Raw genomic sequence first — 24,227 nt, forward strand, 5'->3', positions numbered from 1 at the left:
AAAGTGATTTATTAATTATATAAAGTTATGTATCTGAAAAAATGTTGTTATTGGAAAACATAATAATTCGTTCATTCCCTAAGTAAACTTTTCAGGAGAAATCAACCAATCCGAGGAGGTTCGTTCATTATCGGTGAATTATTATCATTAGCATTAGATTTTTTATTCGTTGCATCATTGTCATTACATAACAATACAAAACATACGGATAAACACATTGAAGAATGCGAATGGTTTACTACTTTGTATTACAACCCTAAATATACGAGGCTTTTTAACCACAACAAACAAATTCGTGGCTATTTAGGACATCGATTTTCAATTTATAGGATGATTAAGAAAAAGAAAGCAAGTGAAACACTTTATCTTGCTTGATAAACAAGCAAAAAACAAAACGTGTAATTGCATATTCGAACCTCATTCAAACACAACATTCCTTAAGAATTTGACCGGGTTCCTTAACAACCATTTATACAAACATATCTATATATAAATAACAAACAAGGGAGAGATTGATATTTTTTTATACGTATATGAAGCAGGCATCATATTAGGTATTGTGATGTGTGGACTCACCTATTTATTCATGAGAAAGATAGAAGAAAACACGCGACTCGTACTTCTATTCTCTCTTGGTATATTGATTTTAGTGGCTTCCTTTAGGATTGGCGGGTTCGAGGGGATGCCGTATGGTGTATTGAGCCTTGGTGTATTGACACTGGCGATTCTATACTTTTTCTTAAAGAGATTTGCTATAGGTAAGAAAATACTCTTTATTGGGGTTCCGCTAATCATCGCTGTTCATATATTCATCGGATTCATCAATCAAGTGGACTATCTAGTAGTGGATAAAGAAAGACTGATGGATGTTGAAACTAAACAGTATATTGGAAAAATTGAAAAAGATACTTCCATTGTTGGTTACAAAAAGTTTAAAGGTGGTGAAGGGGAGGACTTTTTATTAATATCAATGGGCGGTGAAAAAAAGGGAAATACGATTGAGGTTCTGGAAGTGAAAGAAAATTATGATGAGACTATCATCCGCATTCGGACATCTTATAATAAAAACCCTGAGCCAAATCCGTATATAGCTGTAGCACTTACTCGTATAAAATCAAAGGTAGTCATTTTGGATACTGATGGAACAAATTATGGAGATGGTTTATTGGATTAAATCTTTATAATTTGCTCTGTTTAAAGAAGTTGTTGATTTTTGCTTGTTGAATTATTAGGGTGGATAGTTCAACAAGGATTGTATATTTTTTATCATTTAAAAAGAGATATTATTTTGTTTTTGGAGGGAATTATGAGGGAAATTACTTTGTCTAATGGAAAAACAGTTGAAGTCGAATGTTTAAGTTGTGCTTTAACAAGTGGGGAAATAGAACCGGATGGTGGTGTAATAGTCGAAACTGAATATTTTCATGCTCACCAAGACGTTGCATATCCCATTAAAGGTTTAGTAATTTTAGCATCAAAACGCCATATTAAGTGCTTTGACGAATTAAATGATTTAGAAAAGGTTGATTACATAAACTTATTATCTAGGATTAGAAAAGCTCAAAGGGAAGTGTTAGGGATAGAACATGTTTATTACTTTTACAATGAAGATACTACCCACCATTTTTTGGATGGTTCCTCGATATGAATGGATGTACGATTTGGGACGTTCGGTGGAATCTGTTAGACCAGTTTTACTCCACGCAAGAGACAAATTAAATAATGATGAAAATATAAAAAGTGTAATTGACGGGATTAAGGCTTTAAAAAAAGAACTAAACACTTAACCCTTCCTTGTTCCGATAATAGGCGCTTTACTTCAATAACAGTGGTTTCTGCCGTGCCTTTTTCAAATGAAACCAAAGGGGCAGGATAGTTGAAGATGGAAATGGTATAATTTAGAGAATGGTAGAGGAGAAATATGGAAATTTTAAAAAGCACTAAAATATTAAATACAATCTGTATACTTCTTGTTACTATTCATATGCTTGTTTTGTATGCATTGGTTTTTATGACAGATAAATTGGATACAAAGTTTGGACAAATATGGTCTCTAAGTGCATTGGTGTTAGGGATTTTGTTTTGCTATATAGTCTTCAAAATAAAGTCACCATTACGCCATACCTTGCTAATCACAACGTTTTTTATGACGTTATTAGGTGTGCTAATCCTTCTTGTATTCTTGATTGAATGTTTTTAAAAGGAGTGTTAAGCCCCCTTATAGCAACAATCTATACGAAAACACCCAAAATAAAAAGCATAGCTTTTCAACTAACAGATGCGTTAGCTTACGTCAGCCCTTTCTTTATTAAACTATCGGATTTCTTATTAAAATATGGATAGCCAAAACGGTGAAAGGATGATGTAAATATGAAAAAATTTATCTTAATCTTATTGCTCCTGATTAATGTTATCTACATAGCGAATTATCTTATCAATTTTGAAACTTTTACATTAAACAATCTATGGATTGTCTTTTTTATTATCAGTTTAAGCTTATCTATTCTTTATTTGTTTCAGTCGAGAAAGAAATCTGGTTATATTTCTTATTTATCAATTGCGGTTATATTTGCGAGTTTTAGTTCTTTAGGGGCTTATGGTTTTCTATACATTTTATCTAACCTTATGGGATAACGGATATTTAACTGACAGGCGCTCTACTTCAATACGAGGAGGTGTTCAGCAGCTATGGAACTAAGGCGCAGTTTAGTTCAACTAGTGATAATGCATTTGAAATAGAATTTATATTGTACGTCAAATAAAGGGAGAAGGTTAGATGTTGATTAAGATTGATACAGTTTTTTCATATGTTCTTCTCGGTGTGATAGTTTTTTACGCCTTGGAGTGGGTAGCTGTTGGTTCAGGTTTTAAGGTACTTGTTGGCGGGGGTTTTGGTTTACTTTTATATATAGCTAATCATATTAGTAAGAATCAAAAATAATGGGTGATATGGAAGAGCCCGATGACAGGCAATAAAAATTATTTTAATAAGCTAACGGGTTCGGTTTTGAAGTACAAAACTTGAAATTCACAACACGAATAACATTAAGAAACAAATAATTATTAGCAATAGAAAAAGCAGTGGAATCACATCCAACTGCTTTTTTAATTTTAAAATTTCCAATCAATAATACGAAACAATATTTTCGTATTGTTCATCTTTCCGTACAAAACCTTTTCATTAATGAACGAATATTTTTTCTCATGCTCTTACTATTTTTAGTTAAATACACATAGCTTGTACCAGCATTTTGTACCCGCGTTATGTTAAAATATCTGTTTTCTCTTAACTCTCTAACATAGCCATGATTACTAATTTCACATTTTTCATCATAACCTATAATGGATACCATTTATCACCATATGTCATATCACTACAACGTTTACAAACATAACCTTTTTGAACTCTCCCCCTAGTCATATGGTGATTACTATACATATAAAAATCATTTTCAAGTTTTTCTATTTTACAAAAAGAGCATTGTTCCATACTATTTTCCTCTCTTACTTCGTTATAATAGTCTACTGTGTATCTTATTTACCGTTTAATTTTACATTAAATGTACTTTTTGTGATAAAAAATGAGTCTTAAATTTAATATGGTCTACGGATTAACATTCAAATTAATAACCGTTTTATACTAAGTCAGCTGTCTATCAGACTGTTGCCAATTTGTTTGATAATTATGGTGTCGTTTTGTCTATCAAAGCTGAGTAAACATCGATATACCAACAAAAATAAAGTAACGAATTTATATATTAAATCCGTGCTAATACTTATGTGAATTCTCTTTTTGTACTCGAAAACTGAACCCGTTAAACACAAGCGGTCTCTTTTATTTGTACAAAATCAATATTAATGTTTAACAATGCCTAATCAATAATAAATTGGATAAGTTAAAAGGGGACCATCATAATGAGGTCCCCCTTAGATAATAAATTAAGGCAAAAACGTTTTGTATTGTTCCATTAAATCACCATAATATCTGCTTGTTAACATTAAGAAAATTGCGAGTCCAATATATAATGAGAACCAGATGATTTTTGTTTTTAGACTCGATGAGTAATAGGATTGTTCTTTATCCCTGATTTCTGTTTGTTCTTGCACTTCTTCAAAGAAAGTTGCAACCGTTCGTTCATACGTGCCTATATTTTCAAAATCGGTCGGTCCGTACTGATATTCATTCGAATTAGCAGCATCAACTAATGACCTATATATATTTTCTTTTAACTCGTTCAGTTGTCTTTCTTTTAGCTTATTATCTTCTAGGAGTGGGATATGCCAAGTCTTCGTTTTGTTTAGCTTCTGACTTAGTTGATTTAATTCCACATTCCAAATATTAAACAGGCGAATTTTTTCTTCTTCTGTCGCACCTGCATATTCCTCTAGCTGCTCTAAACCAAATTGATTGAATTCGATTACGATATCTCTTTGATTTCTAGTTATCTCGCTGCGGAATTCTTTCCACCACTTAGTAATACCTAATAACAAGAAGAGTATTAAAAATGGATTTGGATGGAGAAACAAATATACAACCATTCCGATAATCCCTAATACCCAAAGCTTTGTGGAGATGACTCCCACTATACGTCCTCCATCAAGAGGATGCACAGGCATTAGATTAAATAGGTTAATCATGGCTCCAAGTGTAATAACTAAAAGCCAAAACGGATTTTCGGTCATCATAAATAGGGGGATGGCTGGTAGAAATGCTAATGTACCTAATAAAGGACCTCCGAAGGCAAGATAAGCTTCTTGGTTAGCATTCTTGGGTTCTTCTTTAAGGGCAATTAAGGCTCCGACAAAAGGGATGAAAATGGCATTGGATGTTTTGATGCCTTTTCTCTTAGCAGCAAGTAAATGCCCCATTTCATGGATGTAAATTAGATAGACTAGGGCTACGGCAAATTTCCAACCGTAAACCAAGGCATACGCTCCTAATGAAACGAAAATAGAAATCAGAGAACCTACTTTTGCTATTTTCAATAGCGCAAACAACCATTTCATTTTTCCTAGGAAAAATAACCCGATTGCCCCCAAGCTTAACCATCCTTTATTCGATTTAGATTCTTTCAAAATGTACCTCCTAGAGTAAATGGGAAAACAGATGACCCCAGTGACACTATGTCTATCTGAGCTCCTTCTTGATTTATCATCTTGCTAATATCCTTATTATATCGTATTTTTTCTTTTCCTTTTAGGAATATTTTTCTAGAATATTAACTTTCAAGTATTACATTTTTTTATAATTAAGATAGAGTGCACCTATCACAGAAATACTAGATGGAAGTAATGAACATGATTTTTGATAAAGAAGCTGTTGATGATTCAGAAGACTATAGAAAATTAGTCCCTGAAAAAGAAGTGCTATAGAAAGTATATTAGAAGAAAAAAGTATGTTTTTCCTACCGGATTATAAGGACGGAGAGTAAAAAAGGCTGAAAAAAATGAGGTTAGCAATGCGAAAAATGGTGAGAAAAAGTAATACAGTCCTGGTATTGTTTAGTGGAGTTATAGATTCTACTGCTGGAGAAGACTTTCCAACATACAAAGACTATGCTGTGGAACCTGTTAGAATGTATAGGACAGCATACCAAGATTGGAAAAGATATTGAACTTATTTTTAATAACTCAAATAAATTTATTGGGATATGTACGAACCGCCGAAACGATTATATTTTCTTTCAGTAAATATATAAGTAAATTCTATAGTTCCCTTTTAACGGGAGACACTACGAGAGTAAATCGTAGCCGGGGCAGACGGGATACCCAACGGAAAGCTTTTACATCATATTACAACCGCATATTTGCCTTTCAAACATACTGCGGAGCGCTTAGCCACATTTATAATTGGGATTAAAATAGTTCAAGATGGATTGTTTTATCCATGTTTATCGTTTTAAAGTAATTAAATACCTGTTCATTTATTGTGTTCATATTCAGTTGGGGGATGATGTTGCATGTTAGTTCAAATCAAAGTAGAAGAAAATGAATCAAGTAAAATGAAAATCAAGAAAAACGAATGTGGAATAGCAAAGGTAACATACAAAAGCTTGGGGCTTGTTGAAAACGCTTTGGAAGAATTCCTGCAAGAGAATATTGAAATATTAACTCAGGAAGAAGATTATGAATTAAAAATTATAGGGAAACAAGTCCGGGATAATTCCAACAAACGGACGGATTTAGTTGGTGTAGATAGCAACGGCAATGTTGTAATTATTGAAATCAAACGCGATGCAGACGACATGAAAATTAGAAGAGATAATTTCGAATCTCAAGCTATAAGATATGCTGCGTCTTTTGCGAAAATCAATAGCATAGAAGAATTAGTGGAGAAAGTCCATGCCGAGTATCTTATACGATATATGGGCGTGGAGGAAGAAAAAGCTGTTGAACAAGGTATAACAGATATTTATACCTTTTTGAAGGAGCATGGAACATTTAATGATTTCAATGCGGACCAAAGAATTATTCTAGTTGCCTCAAGTTTTGAACCTAGTGTCTTATCCGCTTCTGCATGGTTGCTGACAAAGGGTGTTGATATTTCATGTTTTGAAATCGCTCCACAATTGATTGAAAGAGAGACGGAGACGGATAATGAATATTTGTTGGAAATCAAGAAATTATTGCCGTTGGGTTCAGATGACGATTATTTTTCAGAAATTATAAAAAGTGAAAATAAACGACCAACGACTAGGAAGCGAAAAAGTGGTGGCTCAAGAATGAAATACCCAAAACTAAGCCACATGATAGAGGTTGGTCTGGTGTCTGAAGGGGACGATTGCTTTTATAGAAACAAAGAAGAAGAATCGAAGGCGAAAATTTACGGTGGGGACAATGTAGAATTCAATGGAAAAATTATCTCCTTAAATGAGTGGGCGAGTCAATTAAATGGCGGTAAAATAAATGGCTATGAATATTGCATTGTGAAAGAAAAAAACAAAACCTTAGCAGAATTGAGAGTAGAAAATAAAGAGTTATTCTATGGTATGGGTTTTGATTCAATTTACGATATTTAATTTCATAAGGGTTAATGAGTCAGCGGATGCTGGCTTTTTTAGTGTCAATTCACATTTCGAGTTAGTAAAACATGATTTCAACATTCACTATTTCAGCAGTTAATATAAATGGGCTAAATGGTGGCGGATTCCAAAGAATCGGAAAGGATCAGAGGGTAATTTTACTGATGAAAAGTGTAATAAACCCATACGTATCAGTATTCCTTGGAATGATAAAGAACTAGAGGAAAAGAGTGAAATAGTTTTGACTGGGAAGGGGTCGGCGGTTCAAGTCCCTCACAGGTCATCTTCAAAACAGAGTTCAAATCCTTTTCAAGGGTTTGGGCTTTTTCTTTTTTTTGACATCTCCATTTTATCCCTTAATTTTATACATTGCACAAAGACTGCACAGATATTGCACGAGACTGTTGCTCTGTTTTAAAAAGACTATGATAATTTTTTTTTGCGCTGCCCAGTTAATTCATCAATCCCGGCCTCAATTCGAAATGCCCATACTTACCTACTTTTCTGACTAAAAACCTCCATTTTGAGATGGAGCTAGGGTGTGTTAAATAGTATGGGTCTGCAAAACTATTTTCAAATAAGGTGTGTATTTAAATTAATTCAACAAATCTGATTAGGAGTATGATAATATTTTAAAAAAAGAGAGAGGTTATCATATGAATTCAACATACTCACCGACAGAAACAACTAAAACAAAAGCCTTAGTCATCAATGCACTTTTCATCGCACTTACCCTAGTAGCCACAATGTTCATCAACATAAAGCTCCCAATAATGGGTAACGGAGGCCTAATCCATCTGGGTAACGTTCCTCTTTTTATAGCAGCGTTGGTTTATGGCAAAAAAACAGGAGCCATAGCAGGCGCCTTAGGAATGGGCTTCTTCGATCTTATCTCTGGTTGGGCAGCATGGGCACCGTTTACATTCATCATCGTAGGTACAATGGGCTTTTTAGCCGGCCTCATATCCGAAAAGGTACCCGGCAAAAGAGAACTTGTATACACACTGGCAGTTGCCGTTGCACTGATTATAAAAATCGTGGGCTACTATTTTGTCGAAGTTATCCTTTACGGTAACTGGATACAGCCATTCGGCTCCATCCCCGGAAACGTTATGCAGGTCGTATTAGCCGGTATAATTGTAGTACCACTGGCAGGACGTCTAAAGAAAAGAGCTGGACAGGTATTTGAGTGAAACATATTTTGGTTTCTTCTTTTGGTCTTTCAGCTGTGGATCAAACTGATTCCTTTTTTCCTAATTATTAATTATTTTTCTCTATTTTCTTTACCTGTTGTTCAGCTATATGATAGTACCCTTTAGATGATGAACTACGCCCTAAATTTCGGACAGTTTAATAAAAGACACCCTGCTAATTAAGCAGCGATTAAATGAATTCAGTATTGTAAAAAGTACCCTATAGAGTAGATACTTTGAAAAAAGGACTACTCTATAGGGTACTATTTTGTATTATGAGTTAAAAATCGAATTGGGGAATTTCAAATGAAAAACACTTAACTGAAAAAGAAATAACTTTTCGAATAATCCTTGTGTTAAATCTGTTATTTCAAAGTCAATTACATATACAGATGAGTTTATAAGAAAATTTATCGCTGAAAGTGAAAAAGGAAAGCTACCACATCTTATTTTTGAAGAGTATGGATTTGATATTGAAATCATTGTTGTTGACAGGGTTAAAAAAGCAGCCTATAGAAGGCGTACTGCCTATAAAAAATCGGGTGTTTTGGGATTGAGTGATTCACGAATAAACCATTCAGGAAGATCTCGTAAAAAAGAAAAAACATTGGAAGAGAAAAATGCTAGATTAGAAGCTGAAGTACAACTATTTTAGCATTATATGTTTTTCAATTTCTTGTAGGCATTCATCAAGTTCTCCTGCTTCTATAGCTTTTATGAATAACAAACAAAAAATAGTTTTTTAATGCACATTCTGTTGATAGACAAAGTAGGCCACTCACTTTGATTATTAATTTGCTCGTGGGGAGGCATCTTAAAATCTTTTGAATGTCTCGTTCGTTGCATGACGTCAGCCTCTTTGGTACACTATGCAGAAGTACTTTTCACTTTGAGTGCTAGGATTTATTATGGAATGGCATAAATTATATGTTTGATCTTCATAAATCATTTATTAAAGTCCTTGTAAGCAGTGTGGTGCTCCCAAAAGAAACCTGGAAATGTGGAGCATTTTATCCTGTTATTACATTCGCCTAGACTAGTGAAAGAAGTAACGAAGTTTAGTTCAACCGATTTATAGGGGAATAAAGGGATACAGCTTTATAAAAAGAAACACTCCATGTATCACCACATAGACTTCGCACATGTGGAGTGTGTGTCAAAGTTAGTTTTAAAAGTGTAACCCAATAATAACCGCTTCCGATTTTAACTCTAATTTCGTGAAAATAGGCATTTCCGATTTTGGGATCTTTTTTATGTCAATCCCTTTGCCATTCCTATCTTTTCTTTCTCTCCTCTCTCAAAAAAAGTCTTTTGAAATAAAAAAGGAGCAAAATAGGGGTTCAGTCGGAAATCTTTATTTTAATTCGAACGGTGGGAATCGGGGAACTTCGGAGAAATATTTTTTGGTTGTACAAAAACACATTACAATATAATACAAAGACCAATAACACCTTAACAATTTGTTGTGTTTTTAAGAAAAACTGATATGTTCCCTCATACAGCAGGAGTTGTATGGGGGGCTTGTATTTTATCAAGACTTTTCTGTTTAGAAGACTATAAGGTAATAAAATAAGGAGGAAGAAATGAACAATTATAAATTGACAATTCAATATGATGGCGGGCGCTATAAGGGCTGGCAACGACTCGGTAATAGTGATGATACGATTCAAGGAAAAATAGAAAATGTATTAACGGAAATGGTAGGGGAAAAAATTGAAATCATCGGATGCAGCAGAACAGATGCCGGTGTACATGCTCTTGCTCAAATCGCCAATTTTAAGATTGGTGAAAATCTGACTGAATCTGAAATCATGAATTATTTGAATAGATATTTACCCCAAGATATCAGCATTGTGGAGGTTATGTTAGTACCTGAACGTTTTCATGCCCGTTATAATGCTAAGGATAAAACCTATTTATATAAGATCTGGAACGAGCAATATACAAATCCTTTCATGAGAAAGTACAGTATGCATGTTGAGAAAAAGCTAAATATCACAAGAATGAAAAGAGCATGTCAATATTTTATAGGTGAACATGATTTTACTGCTTTTTCAAATGCAAAGTCTAAGAAAAAATCCATGGTGCGTGAAATATATTCTATTGATATAGAAGAAAATGCCGGCTTCATCCAAATTACAGTGCGAGGGGATGGATTTCTTTATAATATGGTTAGAAAGATTGTCGGAACGTTGATAGAAGTTGGGTTGGGTGAAATAGATGCTGAAAATATACCAAGTATTTTAGAGTCAAAAGAAAGAATCCAAACGGGTCGTATGGCGGAGGCAGCTGGGTTGTACTTGGTAAAGGTTGATTTTTAGACCAAATATAGATGCACCGTCTATGCAAAATGCGCCTGGATGGATGTTGTAAACCATTACCGATATTCCGTGTGTTGTAACATACACTCTGGATATGTGGAGTGTTTCGCAAAAAAAATACACCATACCCTCATCTCAATTATTATTCAAAGATAAAAAATTGCACAGAATTTCTAGAAACTTGAATAATTGGAATTAATGTATTCTATTCTTGCAAAAATACTGTTTAAAAGATAGTTTGGAAAATTGACAGGGGTGAGGTCGGGGGTTTAAATCCCTCACAGGCCATCAACTATCTAAGGCTTAAATCCTTACAAGGATTTGAGTCTTTTTTCAAACAATGGAATTAAGAGAATCTATTTGCATAAATAAACATTGTGTTGTTGTATGCTTCGGGCGATTGCGGTTGATTAATGATCTGCTCACATTGTTATTTTTAATTGAAAAGCTATTCGCTAATACAAAATTTTTATATTAACCTATTGAAAGCTGGGCAGGGTCTATGAGAATATGTGGGTTTTTTAGTAGTTATGTTCGCAGTAGGCAGATTAGCATCACGTCTAGTGAAACATAAAACGTCTGGATTCCGGGAGTTTTTTTGTTAATTAAACCTATGGACCAGTTGACATGACAGTCTAAGTGTATTTTTTTTCATGTTTTGCCTTTTTGCAAAACCTTAAGTATCAGGAATTTAGTTCAATTAATTAAACGGAAAACATATTTTGAAAATATTGAAAATTATGAATATAAATGATTTAATATAAATATGTCCTTTTTACTGGTTCGGACGACGTGATGTTGAGGGCGGTAGAGATGCTAGCAAGAATGAAAATGCGCGTGTATGTTCGTCTAAAACTTCTCAATTCATTTAAGAAAGGATGTGTTTTATGGCCACTATTTTCCCTTGAAAAAAAATTCTCCCCGCCAGAGTAACTGCTAATGTAACTGCAGACCATAGTGTCATTGCAAAAGAATCTTAACGGAATGATGAAATATTTAAATTAAAAGAATAGAGGGATTTTTTATGATTAAAATCGATCTTTTATTTAAAAATGCCAATGTACTGACTTTAGATAATAGGAATCGTCGTGCTGGGTCTGTGGCTGTAGCAAATGGCAAAATTGTTGGTATTTGGAGAGAGTGCGAGCCTCCTAAAAGTGCCGTCGAAGTGACAGCAAGTACAAATGTTGTTGATTTAAAGGGATCTACTTTAATTCCAGGATTTATTGATACACATAATCACATTTTGGCGTACGGCCAAATAATGAGACAGGTGAATTGCGGCACACCGCCAAATCAATCCATAAAAGATATATTGGAGGTAATTGGTGCAAAAGCAAAAGAAACTCCCAATAGGGAATGGGTCAAGGGATATGGATATGATGATACCCTTCTGTATGAAAAGCGCCATATAACACGGGAAGACTTAGATAAGGTTTCGCCAAATAAACCTGTTATCATCACACACACCTCAGGACACATATCCGCATTTAATTCACTCGCTTTACAATTATCTGGTTTAACAGATGATGTTTCTGACCCTCAAGGCGGCCATTACGGGCGGGATGAGAAAGGGAGACTGAATGGCGTAATCTATGAACCAGCAGCTATGATACCGATTAATAAACAGATTCCTCAAATGACAGTAAAACAACAGATTGACATGCTAGGGAAGGCTTCAAAAGATTATTTAGCTCAAGGGATTACAACGAATACAGATGCAGCTGTAGGCTTCACTAGTGATTTGCAAGATTTAGAGATTCATCTTAAAGCGGCTGAGCAAGGGATTAATCCGATGCGTACGCAATTAATGATTATGCACCAGCAGCTTCGTGAAGGAGAAGCTTTCGGAGGATATTCTCCTGCTCAACTGGACAAAGAGTTCCAAGAAAGATCTGGAGGTCGGGCTAAATTAGATAGCGCTAAAATGTTCCAGGATGGCTCCATTCAAGGCTTAACAGGAGCATTGCGGGAACCGTATTATCAAAATCCAGATGTTTATGGAGAACTCATCCATCCGCAAGAAGCATTTAACGAAGAAGTTTTAGACCTGCACAGTCGAGGATTTAGAATCACAACCCATGGAAACGGGGATCGTGCCATCGGATCGATTTTAGAAGCATACGAATATGCTTTATCCAAGAGCCCACGTGCAGATCACCGCCATCGAATCGAACATGTCCAAAGCGCCACCGCTGAAGATGTGGTGAAGATGAAAGAACTTGATGTAGCAGGATCCTTTTTCATCAATCATGTATATTTTTGGGGAGACAGGCATAAACAAATTTTCTTAGGACCAGAGCGGGGAAGGCGTATTAGCCCTTTAGCTGAGGCTGTAGCTCATAATTTACTGTTTACCCTGCATTCTGATTGTCCAATTACTCCAATCTCACCGCTGTTTTCTGTGTGGGTAGCAGTAAACCGAATAACGAGAGAGGGCCATGTTTTAGGCCAAGAGCAGCGTATTGATGTCGAAACTGCATTAAAGTCCATGACTATTTATGGAGCAAAACTAAATTTTGATGAAGCGTGTTCAGGAAGCATCGAAATTGGAAAACATGCAGACTTTGCCATTCTCGAGGCTGATCCTACAGCCATTCATCCGGAAGAAATTAAGGACATTTCAGTTCTGGCTACTTTTATTGATGGAAAACCAGTATATGGTCAAGAAACTGTAAGGACTTCTTAACTTTTTATTGCATCTTTAAAAGGCGTTAACAATTGAGCTTAATGTTTAAAATATCAACATCTATAATTATTTGAAGAGTGCGTCATTCTAATTTCCCTTCCATAATATAAATTCTGATCCTAGAAATAATAGAGGAAAACTACTGATTAATAAAAAAGGGTTGATGCCCATTATCGTTTAAATATTTAGCCTCGTTATTAGTAAAATAGTTTTAAAGTCCATTTTCCTGTTGCCCTTAACTAAAGGACTTGTGATGTGAAAATTAATAATTTACTAAGGAGGCTATGCAAGTGAACAAATTAACATACGTTCAAAATCCAAAAATGATTTTGATATTACTTTTTGTAGGTAATTTGTTCTCGGCAATGGATCGTTTTGTCATTAACTATGGGATTGTCCATATTTCCGATGACCTTCAATTGAGCGCATCCTCAACAGGTATGATATTAAGCGTCTTTTTTTTAGGTTATGCGATTATGCAGATTCCCGGCGGGTGGATGGCCGATCGCTTTGGTGCAAGAATCGTCCTTATTTTCTCAGTCTTTAGTTTTACCATTTTCACTAGCTTGACAGGAGTAGCATGGTCTTTAGTCTCGTTATTGATTATTCGTTTTATGTTTGGATTGGGGGAAGGCAGCTTTTTCCCTGCTGGTGCCAAAATGATTTCAGTGGCCATTCCGCAAGAAAAACGTTCCCAGGCAATGTCTGTGTTTCTTTCTGCTCTCACGGTTGCAGGTGTGATTTCCCCTATACTCGCAGCAACTCTGCTCGTTAGTATTGGGTGGAGGATGATGTTTGGTATTATTGGAATTTTCGGGTTTACGATTGGATTATTATATTGGTTCTTATTAAAACCTAAAGTAGGGAGTCAAAGTGAAACGAGCTCGCGAGCAGAAGATTCCCAAACTGAAGTTCCTCCAAAAGGTTCTTTTATAAAGCTGTTTAAAACTCCCTTGGTTCTTAGCTTGATGGTTGCTTCTTTTGCCTTTGGTTTCATCAGCTGGGGAGTCATGTCATGGATGCCGACATACTTGGTGCAGGAACGTGGCCTTAATTTAATATCTATGGGTTTATTACAGATGATTCCGGCCATGACATCGGTTCTTTTCTATATTATCGCTGGATATGTACTAGATAAAGTAAGAAAGGGACGAGAAAAATGGATAGGGGGTTTTAGTGGATTAGGTCTTGCATTATTCGTTTATCTCATGTTTAATGCACAAACGTTAACGGGAGTGATCATCTATCAATCCATTATACCTATATTTTCAGCGGCATTATCTACTATTATTTTTAGCTTGCCACTAAAACGCTTACCAGAAGCAATAGGGGGTTCTGCGGTAGGGGTGGTCAATCTAGGGCTTCAGGTAGCTGGCTTTATTGCTCCTTTAACTCTTGGTTTTGTTATAGACGCTTTTGGAGGATCATTTAAAGGAGCAGTTTGGTTATTGGTTTCATTCGGGGTTGTTTGCTTTATCGCTTTTATGACATTAAATTCGGGTAAGGAAAATTATACTACTGAAAATCCTCCAATAGTTCCTGCTGCAAAATAGAATGATATGAATGAATGCTTGATTTTAAAGTGGAGAATTCACATAAAATGTAATTCTTCATATTTTTTTTTGTTTTTTTAAAAGGCAAGATTATTCAGGAGGCATTTTTCACTACAGGCAATCTGAAGGTCCCTCATTCAACTTCTTCCACTTTTCGGCACTGTTGCAGGCATCCAGACCTAACAATAGTAAGGCGGTAATACATTCTTCAAATTCTTCCTCCTAAAAAAAACAGATAAAATAACTTCTTTCAAACATTTACAAGACAAACAGTTTTTTATCGGGTTTAATATACAACTTTGATATCATTTAGGTGTCTCGGTTAATCATTCACAGTTCATGTCTGAGTGAATTAAATTTCTGATTAAACAACTTCAAGGGATGACGATTTGCATACAAAAGAATTGCATGCAAACGTCTTCTGCCCATACGATAAGTTTTAGAGGTGACCAGTAATTCATCACATTAGAAGTAGCAATATACGGAATCGTTGCAATTAAACCAATCTGAATATTCGTTATAAGCTTCTCTTTACTGCTTTAGTTCGGCATAATTAGTTCTCTACGCATCCCCTGAACGGCCTTTCAAATAGAAGAATGTAATAAACCCTAAATAATGGCCTGGAATCTTCCAACAACGAACAACAATACCATCCGGCTGGATTTTTTTTATGCGATATTCCTATTAAACTTTTTACATTCTATTATTAATAGTAAAATTAACAAATCGTCTCAAGTACATTTTTTAATTGTAAAATATTGTTCTGCTTACTTTCATTCTTCTTATAAATGAAAACGGTATTAAGGACATTGTCAAAGTTTAAATTGTAATAGTGAATGTTTGTATAGTTGTATAAGTCAATAAGCTTAGTATTTAATACAGCAATGGTATTACTGATTTGTAAAAAATCTTGAATACTACTAATAGATTTTATTTCCTTTAAATTATATTGTAGTTGAGTATCCATAAGCCAATCAACTACAGCTCTTGTATACATACAACCTTTACTTAAAACAAGCAATGTAATAGGTGTTTTCTGATCGAAATTGATTATATGATCATTACTTGAAATAATCTCAAATGTTTCAGTGGCAACAATATCGTATGCTAAATCGGGGTATTTTTTAATAGGTTCACTAATTAGTGCACAATCCAATTCGGAATTGTGTACTTTTTGATTTATGGCATTACTAGAATCTACTGCGAAGTCTACATCCAATTGAATGTCTTTCGTATTCAACATATTGGCGAGAGGGGCTCCGTAGATTTTTAAGGTTGTATGTGATGTGCCAAAGTTCACTTTAGAGTTAAGCTGATAGGCACCAATGGATTGTAAAAATTCTTCGTACTCTTGAGTAATAAGTTGAAGATAGTTTTGATACTGGGTACCTACGCTAGTAATTTTCAATCCTTGGGGTGTTCGTTTAAAAACGGGTTTTCCAATTTCTGACTCCATTTTTTTCACTTTAGCAGTAAGTGCGGATTGAGTATAGTTTGTGATTTCTGCGGATTTACTTAAATTTTGTCGATTTAATATTTCAATTTTTAATGCAATTTCTTCGATGTTCATTTTGTTTGTCACACACCCTATAAAAAAAATTTATGGATCCTATCATTTTCCTCCATTTTACGCTTCTCAGTAGTGAGAGTAAACTCTAGTTAGCTTAATAAATAAGGAGTCGAGATGATGCTACAAGTTAATAATAGATTACGAGACTATTCACTCTATAATAAATATCCATAGCCGAATTTTACTGATTGAATACATATGTAATAGCAAGATATTGGAGGGGCATTAATGAATACATATTATAAATGGTTAATCGTATTAGTGGCTACACTATCACAAACTGCAGCAACATTTGTGACATATGGCATGGGACCCATCGCTACATTCTATCAAATTGAATGGAACTTAACACCACTGCAAACAGGCTTTATTGTTTCAGCTGTAAATATTGGTCCGATGTTTTCAATGTTAGTGTTTGGTTACTTAATGGATAAAAAAGGGGAAAAACAAATTATTGGATGGGGGACAATTTTATTAGGGCTCTCAGCATTAACACTCGTTTTTGTTAACAATTACATTGTATTGCTGCTTTTATTATTATTGGTTGGGATATGGTACGGCAGTGCTCAAACTGGTGGTAGTACTGCTATCGTAAAATGGTTTCCCAACAAACATAGAGGTCTAGCTTTAGGAATAAGACAGACCGGTATACCAATAGGAGGGGCTTTAGCCTCTGTAATGCTAACCTATACATTTTATCATTTCAATTTGTCAGTCGCGCATGTTGTACAAGGAGTTGTAGCAATTATAGGAGGTCTACTCTTTTTATTATTTTATCATGAGCCAGAAAGTACTAGTCCTACAGAATCGAAATCGGTATCCTTTAAGGAGAAAATGAATGCTATCAAAAATAATAAAGAATTATATCCGATGTACATTGTAGGTGTTGTAATGATGTCATTACAAATGATTATCATTGCACATTTTATGAGTTATTTTCATCAAGAAGGTAGCTATTCCCTAACAGAGGCAGGGAAATATTTAAGCCTTGTTTTAATAGGTGGAATGATTGGGCGGGTAGTCATCGCATGGATGAGTGATCAATTCTTTGAGCATAATAGAGAAAGATTATTGCTTATTGTGATGGTTTTTACAGTAATTCTTACATTGATGTTGCCACTAATCATTCATGTAGAAATAAAAATATTGATGCTGCTATTCTGTTTTCTATTAGGGTTTGTTGCAATTGGTTGGTATTCAATTTTTATTGCTTGTGTCACAGAGCAATCGGATCCCCGTTATATAGGCTTAACGGTGAGTTCAGCTTTGACATTAAATCAATTATTTATTGTTATAGCACCTTCGTTATTCGGTTTAGTCGTAAATATATTGAATAGTTATCAGCTAGCATTATATATTGCTGGAATCGCTGTAGCTTTAGGAGCGATTAATTTATACAGAGCAAAAATAAAAATAGAATGGTCAAAGGGGTCATCGCAAAAGTGCGATTTTTGAGCGACACAGGTAGAAAATAATTAAACTTTTTATAAAAGAATCATTTAATTGAATATGTTAAGAGCATGTTTTGAATAATCTTCTTTCAAAACATGCTCTTTCTATTTGCCCAAATATCAAGCGGTTTATTTCTAATAATGTGACTTGTTCTTCTTCAATTTGTTGATCTTTTTTCTTTAAAGTTAACGCCAGGGAAAGAGAATTTTAAGCAAATACTAGTGCTACATAGTATACAGTTTGTACACCTTTAAAATAAATTTTTGAATTTTGGAAATGTCTCGGAATGTGGTGTATATAAAGAGTTGAGAGGAGTAATTGGGGTTAAATAATATTAAATTCTGAAAAAAGGGCTTGACCATCGGATGTTATCATACTATAATTTCGTTTATTATTCAAAATATTTAATGAGCGAAGAAAAGAACATTATTAAGCCGGTCTCCCTGTTAATAGAGAATCAGTGGTTGGTGCAAACTGATACAAAGACTTAGGTGAATTTCATTCTTGGAGCTTTTTTATACTGCAACATTGAGAAAGTAGTATAAAACGGATTAAACCGTTATTTTAACAAGTGGGAAACATGTATTGTTTCCAATTAGGGTGGTACCGCGTGAACAGCCACGTCCCTATCGTTAACGATAGAGACGTGGCTTTTTTTGTTCTTTACTTTGTTTTGTAGAGGACGTAATAAAAATAGATTGGATTGATTAGCATTCAAACATCAGAGCAATGGTCATCGAAGATTGGTTTTATTTTATCAGCAGCAGGATCAGCTATAGGAGTAGGCGCAATATGGAAGCTTCCTTATGTAACTGGAATAAGCGGTGGGGGCGCATTCTTTCTTCTGTTTATTTTATTTTCTTTGTTTATAGGTTTTCCATTGTTATTAGCAGAGTTTGTTATTGGTAGAAGTACACAAAAGGAAGCAGTTAGTGCTTATCGCAGTTTAGCTCCTAATAGTAAATGGCATTGGATTGGTAGGTTAGGGGTATTTACCTGTTTTCTTTTATTGTCTTTTTATAGTGTAATTGGTGGTTGGATTGTTATTTATTTTGCAAAAGGTTTATTTGGTGGAATAATTAGTGAGGGCGCAGATTATGGATCTGTTTTTAACGAGACGATTGGAAATCCTATCTTGGTGATTGTAGCTCAATTTGCATTTTTGGCGATTACCGTTTTAGTTGTAGCAAAGGGGATTCAAAATGGCATTGAAAAAGTAAATAAAATTTTGATGCCCGCTTTATTTTTACTATTTTTTGTTCTAATCATTCGCTCACTAACACTCGATAACGCTATGGAAGGTGTGAAGTTCTTTCTAGCACCTGATTTCTCGAATATTACATCTCAAAGTATTCTGTATGCGATGGGTCAAGCGTTTTTCTCCTTAAGTGTCGGCGTATCAGTAATGGTTACTTATAGTTCATATCTTTCAAAAAAAGAAAGCTTAATTCAACCGGCCATTTCAATCGTTACAATGAATTTATTCATTGCTTTATTAGCAGGATTAGCAATCTTCCCAGCTGTATTTTCACTAGGTTTAGAACCAGCTGAAGGACCTGGTTTGTTGTTTGTTGTACTGCCTGCTGTGTTTAATCAAATTGTTTTTGGAGAAGTTTTCTTATTAGGTTTTTTAGCATTATTTTTATTTGCCACATTAACTTCGGCTTTTTCTATGTTAGAAATAATTGTCGCATCACTAATTAAAGGAAAAGTGGAGAAGCGAACAAAATATGCATTTATTATTGGTGTTTTAATTTTTGCAGTAGGAATTCCCTCTGCATTATCCTATAGTGTTTTTGCTGATATGTTAATCTTCTCGAAAAATTTATTTGATTCAGCCGATTATTTAGTTAGTAATATATTAATGCCACTAGGAGTGTTTTTAATCTCTATTTTCGTACCACTTAAGATTAAGAAAAGCACTTTGAGAGAGGAACTATTACAGCATTCTCGTTTAGGGGCTTCTGCATTTAATATATGGTTTTTTATAATGAGGTTCATTATTCCTTTAGTTATTATCATCGTATTTCTTGATAGTATTGGAATACTTGATAAAATAGTTGCGATTTTTTAGTATGAAACCACTCACTTTTTGAGAGCTTATTATGAGTGAATCAAAAGCTCTGAAAGCTAGCAGAGATTCTGCCTAACTTCAGCACTTTTTTATAAAAAAACGGATAAATAAGGGGTATGGCGAAGCCAAAGTGATATGGGCATCAGAAATACCGAAAAAAGCTTAAAAAAATGAAGATGGGAAAGATGGGCTTGGTTATAAGATTGACAAGGTTGGGGTCGGCGGTTCGAGCCCATCACAGTTCATTTAATTGGAAAGGTTGGAATCCTTGATTTATCAAGGGTTACAGCCTTTTTTGTTTGTACTTTTTTGTGGAGGAAATGAGATAGAAAAACTACAATTTTAGATTGTATAGCAGGTTCGTTTAATAGAAATACAAGAACTGTTAGGGAAAATGTGTGTTTTGATAGGGGAATTGGTCAATCTATGGCATAGACGATGATGGCGAATTATTCCAGACCTTTCAGATAAAGAACGTGCTTCAACTTGAGTAGAAATCAAGAATCTTGGGTCAACAAACCATAGGGCTTCTGTTAACATGCATATGGGTTTTCCCTGTAATAATTCCGTGCTGATGCAGTCCTGCTCATTGTAAACTTTCAGCTGTTTTCAAGTGTTACTTTGATTTTCATCCGTGTCCTGCATAGCGGAAAAGGAACCGAATATTTTTGCTGAAATATGATAAAAACAATCTCTGCTTACCTCACGTATTTTCCAATGAATGGTTGGGAATAACAATTTGGATCCCTACGATTGAAGGAACGGCTGCTCATTTTGCCATCTTTGAACCTGAACTTTAGCAAGTTTTGAGCTAAATCGTAAGTTTTTGTTAAAAGATTTACAACCTCAGTTAACTTTGGTAGTTGCTCCACTAAAGTAGTTAGTGATTCTTGAACTTCAGGTTTTAATAATTGATCAAGTAGATCCGTTTTACCAAATGCTTGTTGAGCTTGAGTCAATTCTTCTGACATATCCAATTTTCCTTTTTATCTGTATTTCCGCTAAGCTTATTTGTTTTAATAACTCTTGTAAAACATATTCCGACAATCGATTAGGATTAGATATTAAATTTTTTCTTCCAAGCCATAGTAGGAACGATGACAGAAGAAAGAACCAGAAATCATATACCCTAATCAAGTCGATGAAGAAAAGAACGACATATTCAGGATTGGAGACTGAATATCTCAAAAACCTTATTATGCTTTAGCTTAAGCACTTTGAGATGGCTTTAGCTGTCGACGTTTATGTCCAAATCCACCTGCTTTAGCATGTGGTTGTTTAAGGCGTGTTAGGGGTACATTATGATGCCGACATTTCTAATTACCTAATTATTTCATTTCTTTGAGCAAAAACGTTTTAACCGCTTTTGGACCGTTCAAGACACGCGGGAAGCCTGTATATGGAATCAAGAGCACGACAGTTCCAACAATTTCATTTGGATTGATCCAATGGAAGTCCCGACGCGTTTTTTCCATGTTATTTCATCCCAAATATTATTTGTATTTGACAGAAATAAGTATAACGCAGTTTTTTAAGTCGTCAAATACATATTATTCATTCAAAGTATTCCTATTTTTCATGATTAAAAGGTAAATCTGCAGAAATATACTGGATAAATTCACGAACTGCAGGTGAAGGGTGTTTCTTTTTTTTCGATATCAATTCTAAATTCCAAGGTAAGCGAGGATTATCGATGGGAATGGCCTTGATTAAATCCTGATCGAATTTTTTTGCAATGGGTTTTGGGCAAATCGAAATCCCTAAGTTTTCGCCAATCATTCCATTAATAAAACCCCACTCAGATACTTCAAAAGCAATTTTCGGACGAAAACCGGCTCGTAGGCATTCTTGAATAATAAGGTCATGAATAAGCTCTTGCTTAAATAGAATGAAAGTTTCGTTTTGTAACTCTTTCATTTCAACTTTATCCCTCTGGGCTAATGGGTGGGAATGATGGACGAAGAGCGACAATTCTTCATTCACAAAGGGGACAGCATCAAACTCCTTTTCATCCGCCGGCAACATAACCACACCAAGATCTAAAATCCCGTCTTTGACGTCCTGTTTCACCTTTTTTGAATCATCTTCAGAAATTTTTATTGTGATATCGGGGTATAGATTATTAAACCCCTTAATGATTTTGGGGAAAAATAGAAACCCAATAATTGGAGGTATACCAATTTTTATTTTTCCCTTTTTTAAGTTCATTAAATCATATAGGTGCATCGATAAATCATTTAGCGATTCCATAATTATTTCCCCTTCGGCTAAAACAATTTCGCCTGCGTCCGTTAATTCAATTTTCTTTGCGGAACGGTCAATCAGTTCTACAGTTAATTCTTCTTCCAAACTTTTAACTACTTTACTTATTGTAGACTGCGACAAATGGAGGGATTTGGAAGCCTTAGTAAAACTTTTGTATTTGGCTACTTCTATAAAGTAAGTGAGGTGACGTATATCCATAAAGGTAATCTCCATTCTATGAAATTTATATATTATTTTTATTCCTTTCATTCATTTTACTCATACTAATTTGAGATGTATACAAATAAGAATACATTTTAATCCATCTTTTTCAAAATGGATTCTTTTTATTTCTCTTAAATGCTGGCTTTTGGATATTTTTGTTGTTTCGTTATTCCAAAGCGACACTAGCTACCGCAAGTACTTGCGCTTAAAATGTGAATTTATCTAGTATGTTTCAGCTGAATTCCCTTCTTAATCATGAAAAAAAGGAATGTATGTCATGAATTATATATATTGTACGAATGGTGAAGCCTAAGTTATAGTTGTTTCTGTCAAGTGCACTAGATATTATTTCAATATATCTATATTTATTATTAAAGAAAGGGTATACATGGTGTAACTAAAGCTAGGGAAAAGAGATGAAGTTTTAAGGTTAAATATCATTATAGGTATCTTTGGTTATCGTATATTGAGAAGAAACCTTCCACTAAACAAATAGAGAATAAAGAGGTAGAAACGAAATGGATATATTGGGTATATTTGGGATATTGTTAGGTATATTAACAATTATTCTCTTTATTATTAAAAAGTTCAATATCATAATTGCTGCACCCATAGCGACGATTGTCGTGTTGCTGTTTAACGATGTACCTATACTAGAAACAGTATTTGGCAAAGAAAATTCTTATATGACGGCACTTGCTGGGTTTGTTGAATCAAATTTCGCGATATTCTTATTAGGTTCTATATTAGCGAAATACATGGATAAAAGTGGGGCAACTATTTCAATTGCAAATAAAGTACTGTCCGTGGTAGGAACCAAGAACCCGTACAACGCATTAGTAGCATTATTTATTATTTCTGCAATTCTTACTTACGGTGGTATTAATGTATTCGTCATAATATTCGCATTAATTCCAATGGCTAAACCTATCTTCAAACAACTTAATATTTCGTGGAAATTAGTTACCATTCCTGTGTTTGGTGGGACTTCAACGTTCACTATGACGATGTTGCCTGGGGCACCTTCATTACACAATATTGTGCCTTCAACGGCTTTGGGCACCACATTAACTGCTGCACCGCTTATCGGAATCGTCACTTCCATCGCAGCAATTGTCTTCTTACTAGTATTTATGAAATTTTCGTTGTCCAAAAGCTTGCGTAATAACGAGACATTTAATGTGGATGAGAAGGTTGAAAGTAGTGATGCGACATCTAAACGTAAGCTCCCATCATTCATTATCAGTTTACTGCCTATCATCGTGTTATTAGCCATAATCCTAATATTTAGTTCTGTGAGCAACATTATCATTGTCGCTTTGATTGTTGCGATCTTATTGAGTGCGATCTTATTCGGTAAACAAATCGCTCAGCAAAAAGAGGTATTAAATCAAGGTGCTGCCGAATCGGTATCATCAACGATTACAACTGGTAGTACGATTGCATTTGGTAGCATTGCAACAAGTGTACCGGCGTTTAAGGGTGTATTTCAATTGATTCAATCAATCCCTGGACCTCCCGTACTCTCATTAATGATTGGTACAGGTCTTATAGGCGGTATTACTGCTTCAGCTGTTGGAGCAATTGGCATTTCTGTTGCGAATTTTGCCCCGTACTATCTGGAAATGGGACTAGATCCGGAAACGGTTCACCGCGCAATCGCAATCGGATCTGGAGCTCTATCAATTGTTCCTTACTCTGGATTCTTGATTATATTTAACAATTTAACAGGATTAACTATGAAAGACACTTTCAAAAATGGATTTATCAGTATAAGTGTTACCCACTGGATCGCAATGGCCGTTATCGTTATCATGGCCCTCTTAGGTTTAGCTTAACTATGTAACTGTAGCAAGTTTTCATACTTGTTATGAATGAAACAAC

At 34.8% G+C, this 24,227-nt stretch carries 14 protein-coding genes, 3 pseudogenes and 1 other annotated feature; of the genes and pseudogenes, 12 read left to right on the forward strand and 5 right to left on the reverse strand.

Annotated features, from left to right (window positions below; all coding sequences use genetic code 11):
- Positions 1-547: 547 nt before the first annotated feature.
- The 3 genes and pseudogenes from AKG34_RS08275 (at position 548) to AKG34_RS27905 (ending at position 2,941) form a co-directional block, all read left to right on the forward strand.
- Positions 548-1,174: a YesK family protein gene (locus AKG34_RS08275; RefSeq protein WP_269083753.1), complete on the forward strand. Its 627-nt coding sequence runs from the start codon at positions 548-550 to the stop codon at positions 1,172-1,174.
- 132 nt (positions 1,175-1,306) lie between these two features.
- Positions 1,307-1,787: pseudogene (locus tag AKG34_RS08280) on the forward strand (HIT family protein).
- Between the two features lie 989 nt (positions 1,788-2,776).
- Complete coding sequence (locus tag AKG34_RS27905; protein WP_161804911.1) at positions 2,777-2,941, forward strand: hypothetical protein; 165 nt, start codon at positions 2,777-2,779, stop codon at positions 2,939-2,941.
- Positions 2,942-3,939: 998 nt separating this feature from the next.
- Here the strand turns inward: AKG34_RS27905 and AKG34_RS08295 are convergent.
- Entirely contained in the window at positions 3,940-5,007 is a 1,068-nt protein-coding gene (locus tag AKG34_RS08295) for a site-2 protease family protein (RefSeq protein ID WP_407946282.1), read from the reverse strand.
- Between the two features lie 995 nt (positions 5,008-6,002).
- Here AKG34_RS08295 and AKG34_RS08300 point away from each other — a divergent pair.
- From AKG34_RS08300 to AKG34_RS08320, 6 genes and pseudogenes are all read left to right on the forward strand, one after another.
- Positions 6,003-7,019 (forward strand): hypothetical protein, encoded by a 1,017-nt coding sequence (locus AKG34_RS08300; RefSeq protein WP_161804912.1) that lies wholly within the window; start codon positions 6,003-6,005, stop codon positions 7,017-7,019.
- Positions 7,020-7,678: 659 nt separating this feature from the next.
- The gene (locus tag AKG34_RS08305; RefSeq protein WP_053345645.1) at positions 7,679-8,215 is read left to right on the forward strand and encodes an ECF transporter S component; all 537 of its coding nucleotides are present in this window, start codon (positions 7,679-7,681) and stop codon (positions 8,213-8,215) included.
- Positions 8,216-8,555: 340 nt separating this feature from the next.
- A pseudogene (locus tag AKG34_RS28690) lies at positions 8,556-8,864 on the forward strand (IS3 family transposase); the annotation flags it as partial.
- A gap of 934 nt (positions 8,865-9,798) precedes the next feature.
- Positions 9,799-10,536 carry a tRNA pseudouridine(38-40) synthase TruA gene (truA, locus tag AKG34_RS08310; protein ID WP_053345646.1) on the forward strand — a complete coding sequence of 246 codons (738 nt, stop codon included), beginning with the start codon at positions 9,799-9,801 and terminating at the stop codon, positions 10,534-10,536.
- Positions 10,537-11,560: 1,024 nt separating this feature from the next.
- Entirely contained in the window at positions 11,561-13,225 is a 1,665-nt protein-coding gene (locus tag AKG34_RS08315; protein ID WP_053345647.1) for an amidohydrolase, read from the forward strand.
- Positions 13,226-13,515: 290 nt separating this feature from the next.
- The gene (locus tag AKG34_RS08320; protein WP_053345648.1) at positions 13,516-14,778 is read left to right on the forward strand and encodes an MFS transporter; all 1,263 of its coding nucleotides are present in this window, start codon (positions 13,516-13,518) and stop codon (positions 14,776-14,778) included.
- Between the two features lie 718 nt (positions 14,779-15,496).
- On the opposite strand, the gene AKG34_RS08325 is transcribed toward AKG34_RS08320, so the two are convergent.
- Entirely contained in the window at positions 15,497-16,348 is an 852-nt protein-coding gene (locus AKG34_RS08325) for a LysR family transcriptional regulator (protein ID WP_053345649.1), read from the reverse strand.
- 228 nt (positions 16,349-16,576) lie between these two features.
- Here AKG34_RS08325 and AKG34_RS08330 point away from each other — a divergent pair, with 228 nt between their 5' ends.
- Together AKG34_RS08330 and AKG34_RS08335 are read left to right on the forward strand one after the other, a co-directional pair.
- Positions 16,577-17,803: an MFS transporter gene (locus AKG34_RS08330; protein WP_053345650.1), complete on the forward strand. Its 1,227-nt coding sequence runs from the start codon at positions 16,577-16,579 to the stop codon at positions 17,801-17,803.
- A gap of 402 nt (positions 17,804-18,205) precedes the next feature.
- Positions 18,206-18,431: a binding site (T-box leader), on the forward strand.
- A gap of 81 nt (positions 18,432-18,512) precedes the next feature.
- Positions 18,513-19,874, forward strand: coding sequence for a sodium-dependent transporter (locus AKG34_RS08335; protein ID WP_053348041.1), 1,362 nt, complete (start codon positions 18,513-18,515; stop codon positions 19,872-19,874).
- An 800-nt stretch (positions 19,875-20,674) separates the two neighbouring features.
- On the opposite strand, the pseudogene AKG34_RS27440 reads toward AKG34_RS08335, so the two are convergent.
- The 3 genes and pseudogenes from AKG34_RS27440 to AKG34_RS08345 form a co-directional block, all read right to left on the reverse strand.
- Positions 20,675-20,845, reverse strand: a pseudogene (locus AKG34_RS27440) (DUF1641 domain-containing protein); the annotation flags it as partial.
- Positions 20,846-21,202: 357 nt separating this feature from the next.
- On the reverse strand, positions 21,203-21,349 hold the full coding sequence (locus tag AKG34_RS27910) for a carboxymuconolactone decarboxylase family protein (RefSeq protein ID WP_161804913.1): 147 nt from the start codon (positions 21,347-21,349) through the stop codon (positions 21,203-21,205).
- 94 nt (positions 21,350-21,443) lie between these two features.
- On the reverse strand, positions 21,444-22,337 hold the full coding sequence (locus AKG34_RS08345) for a LysR family transcriptional regulator (RefSeq protein ID WP_053345652.1): 894 nt from the start codon (positions 22,335-22,337) through the stop codon (positions 21,444-21,446).
- 524 nt (positions 22,338-22,861) lie between these two features.
- On the opposite strand from AKG34_RS08345, the gene AKG34_RS08350 reads away from it, so the two are divergent.
- Positions 22,862-24,181: a GntP family permease gene (locus tag AKG34_RS08350; protein ID WP_053345653.1), complete on the forward strand. Its 1,320-nt coding sequence runs from the start codon at positions 22,862-22,864 to the stop codon at positions 24,179-24,181.
- Positions 24,182-24,227: the final 46 nt, after the last annotated feature.

The organism is Peribacillus butanolivorans, assembly GCF_001273755.1.
Lineage (GTDB): Bacteria > Bacillota > Bacilli > Bacillales > DSM-1321 > Peribacillus > Peribacillus butanolivorans.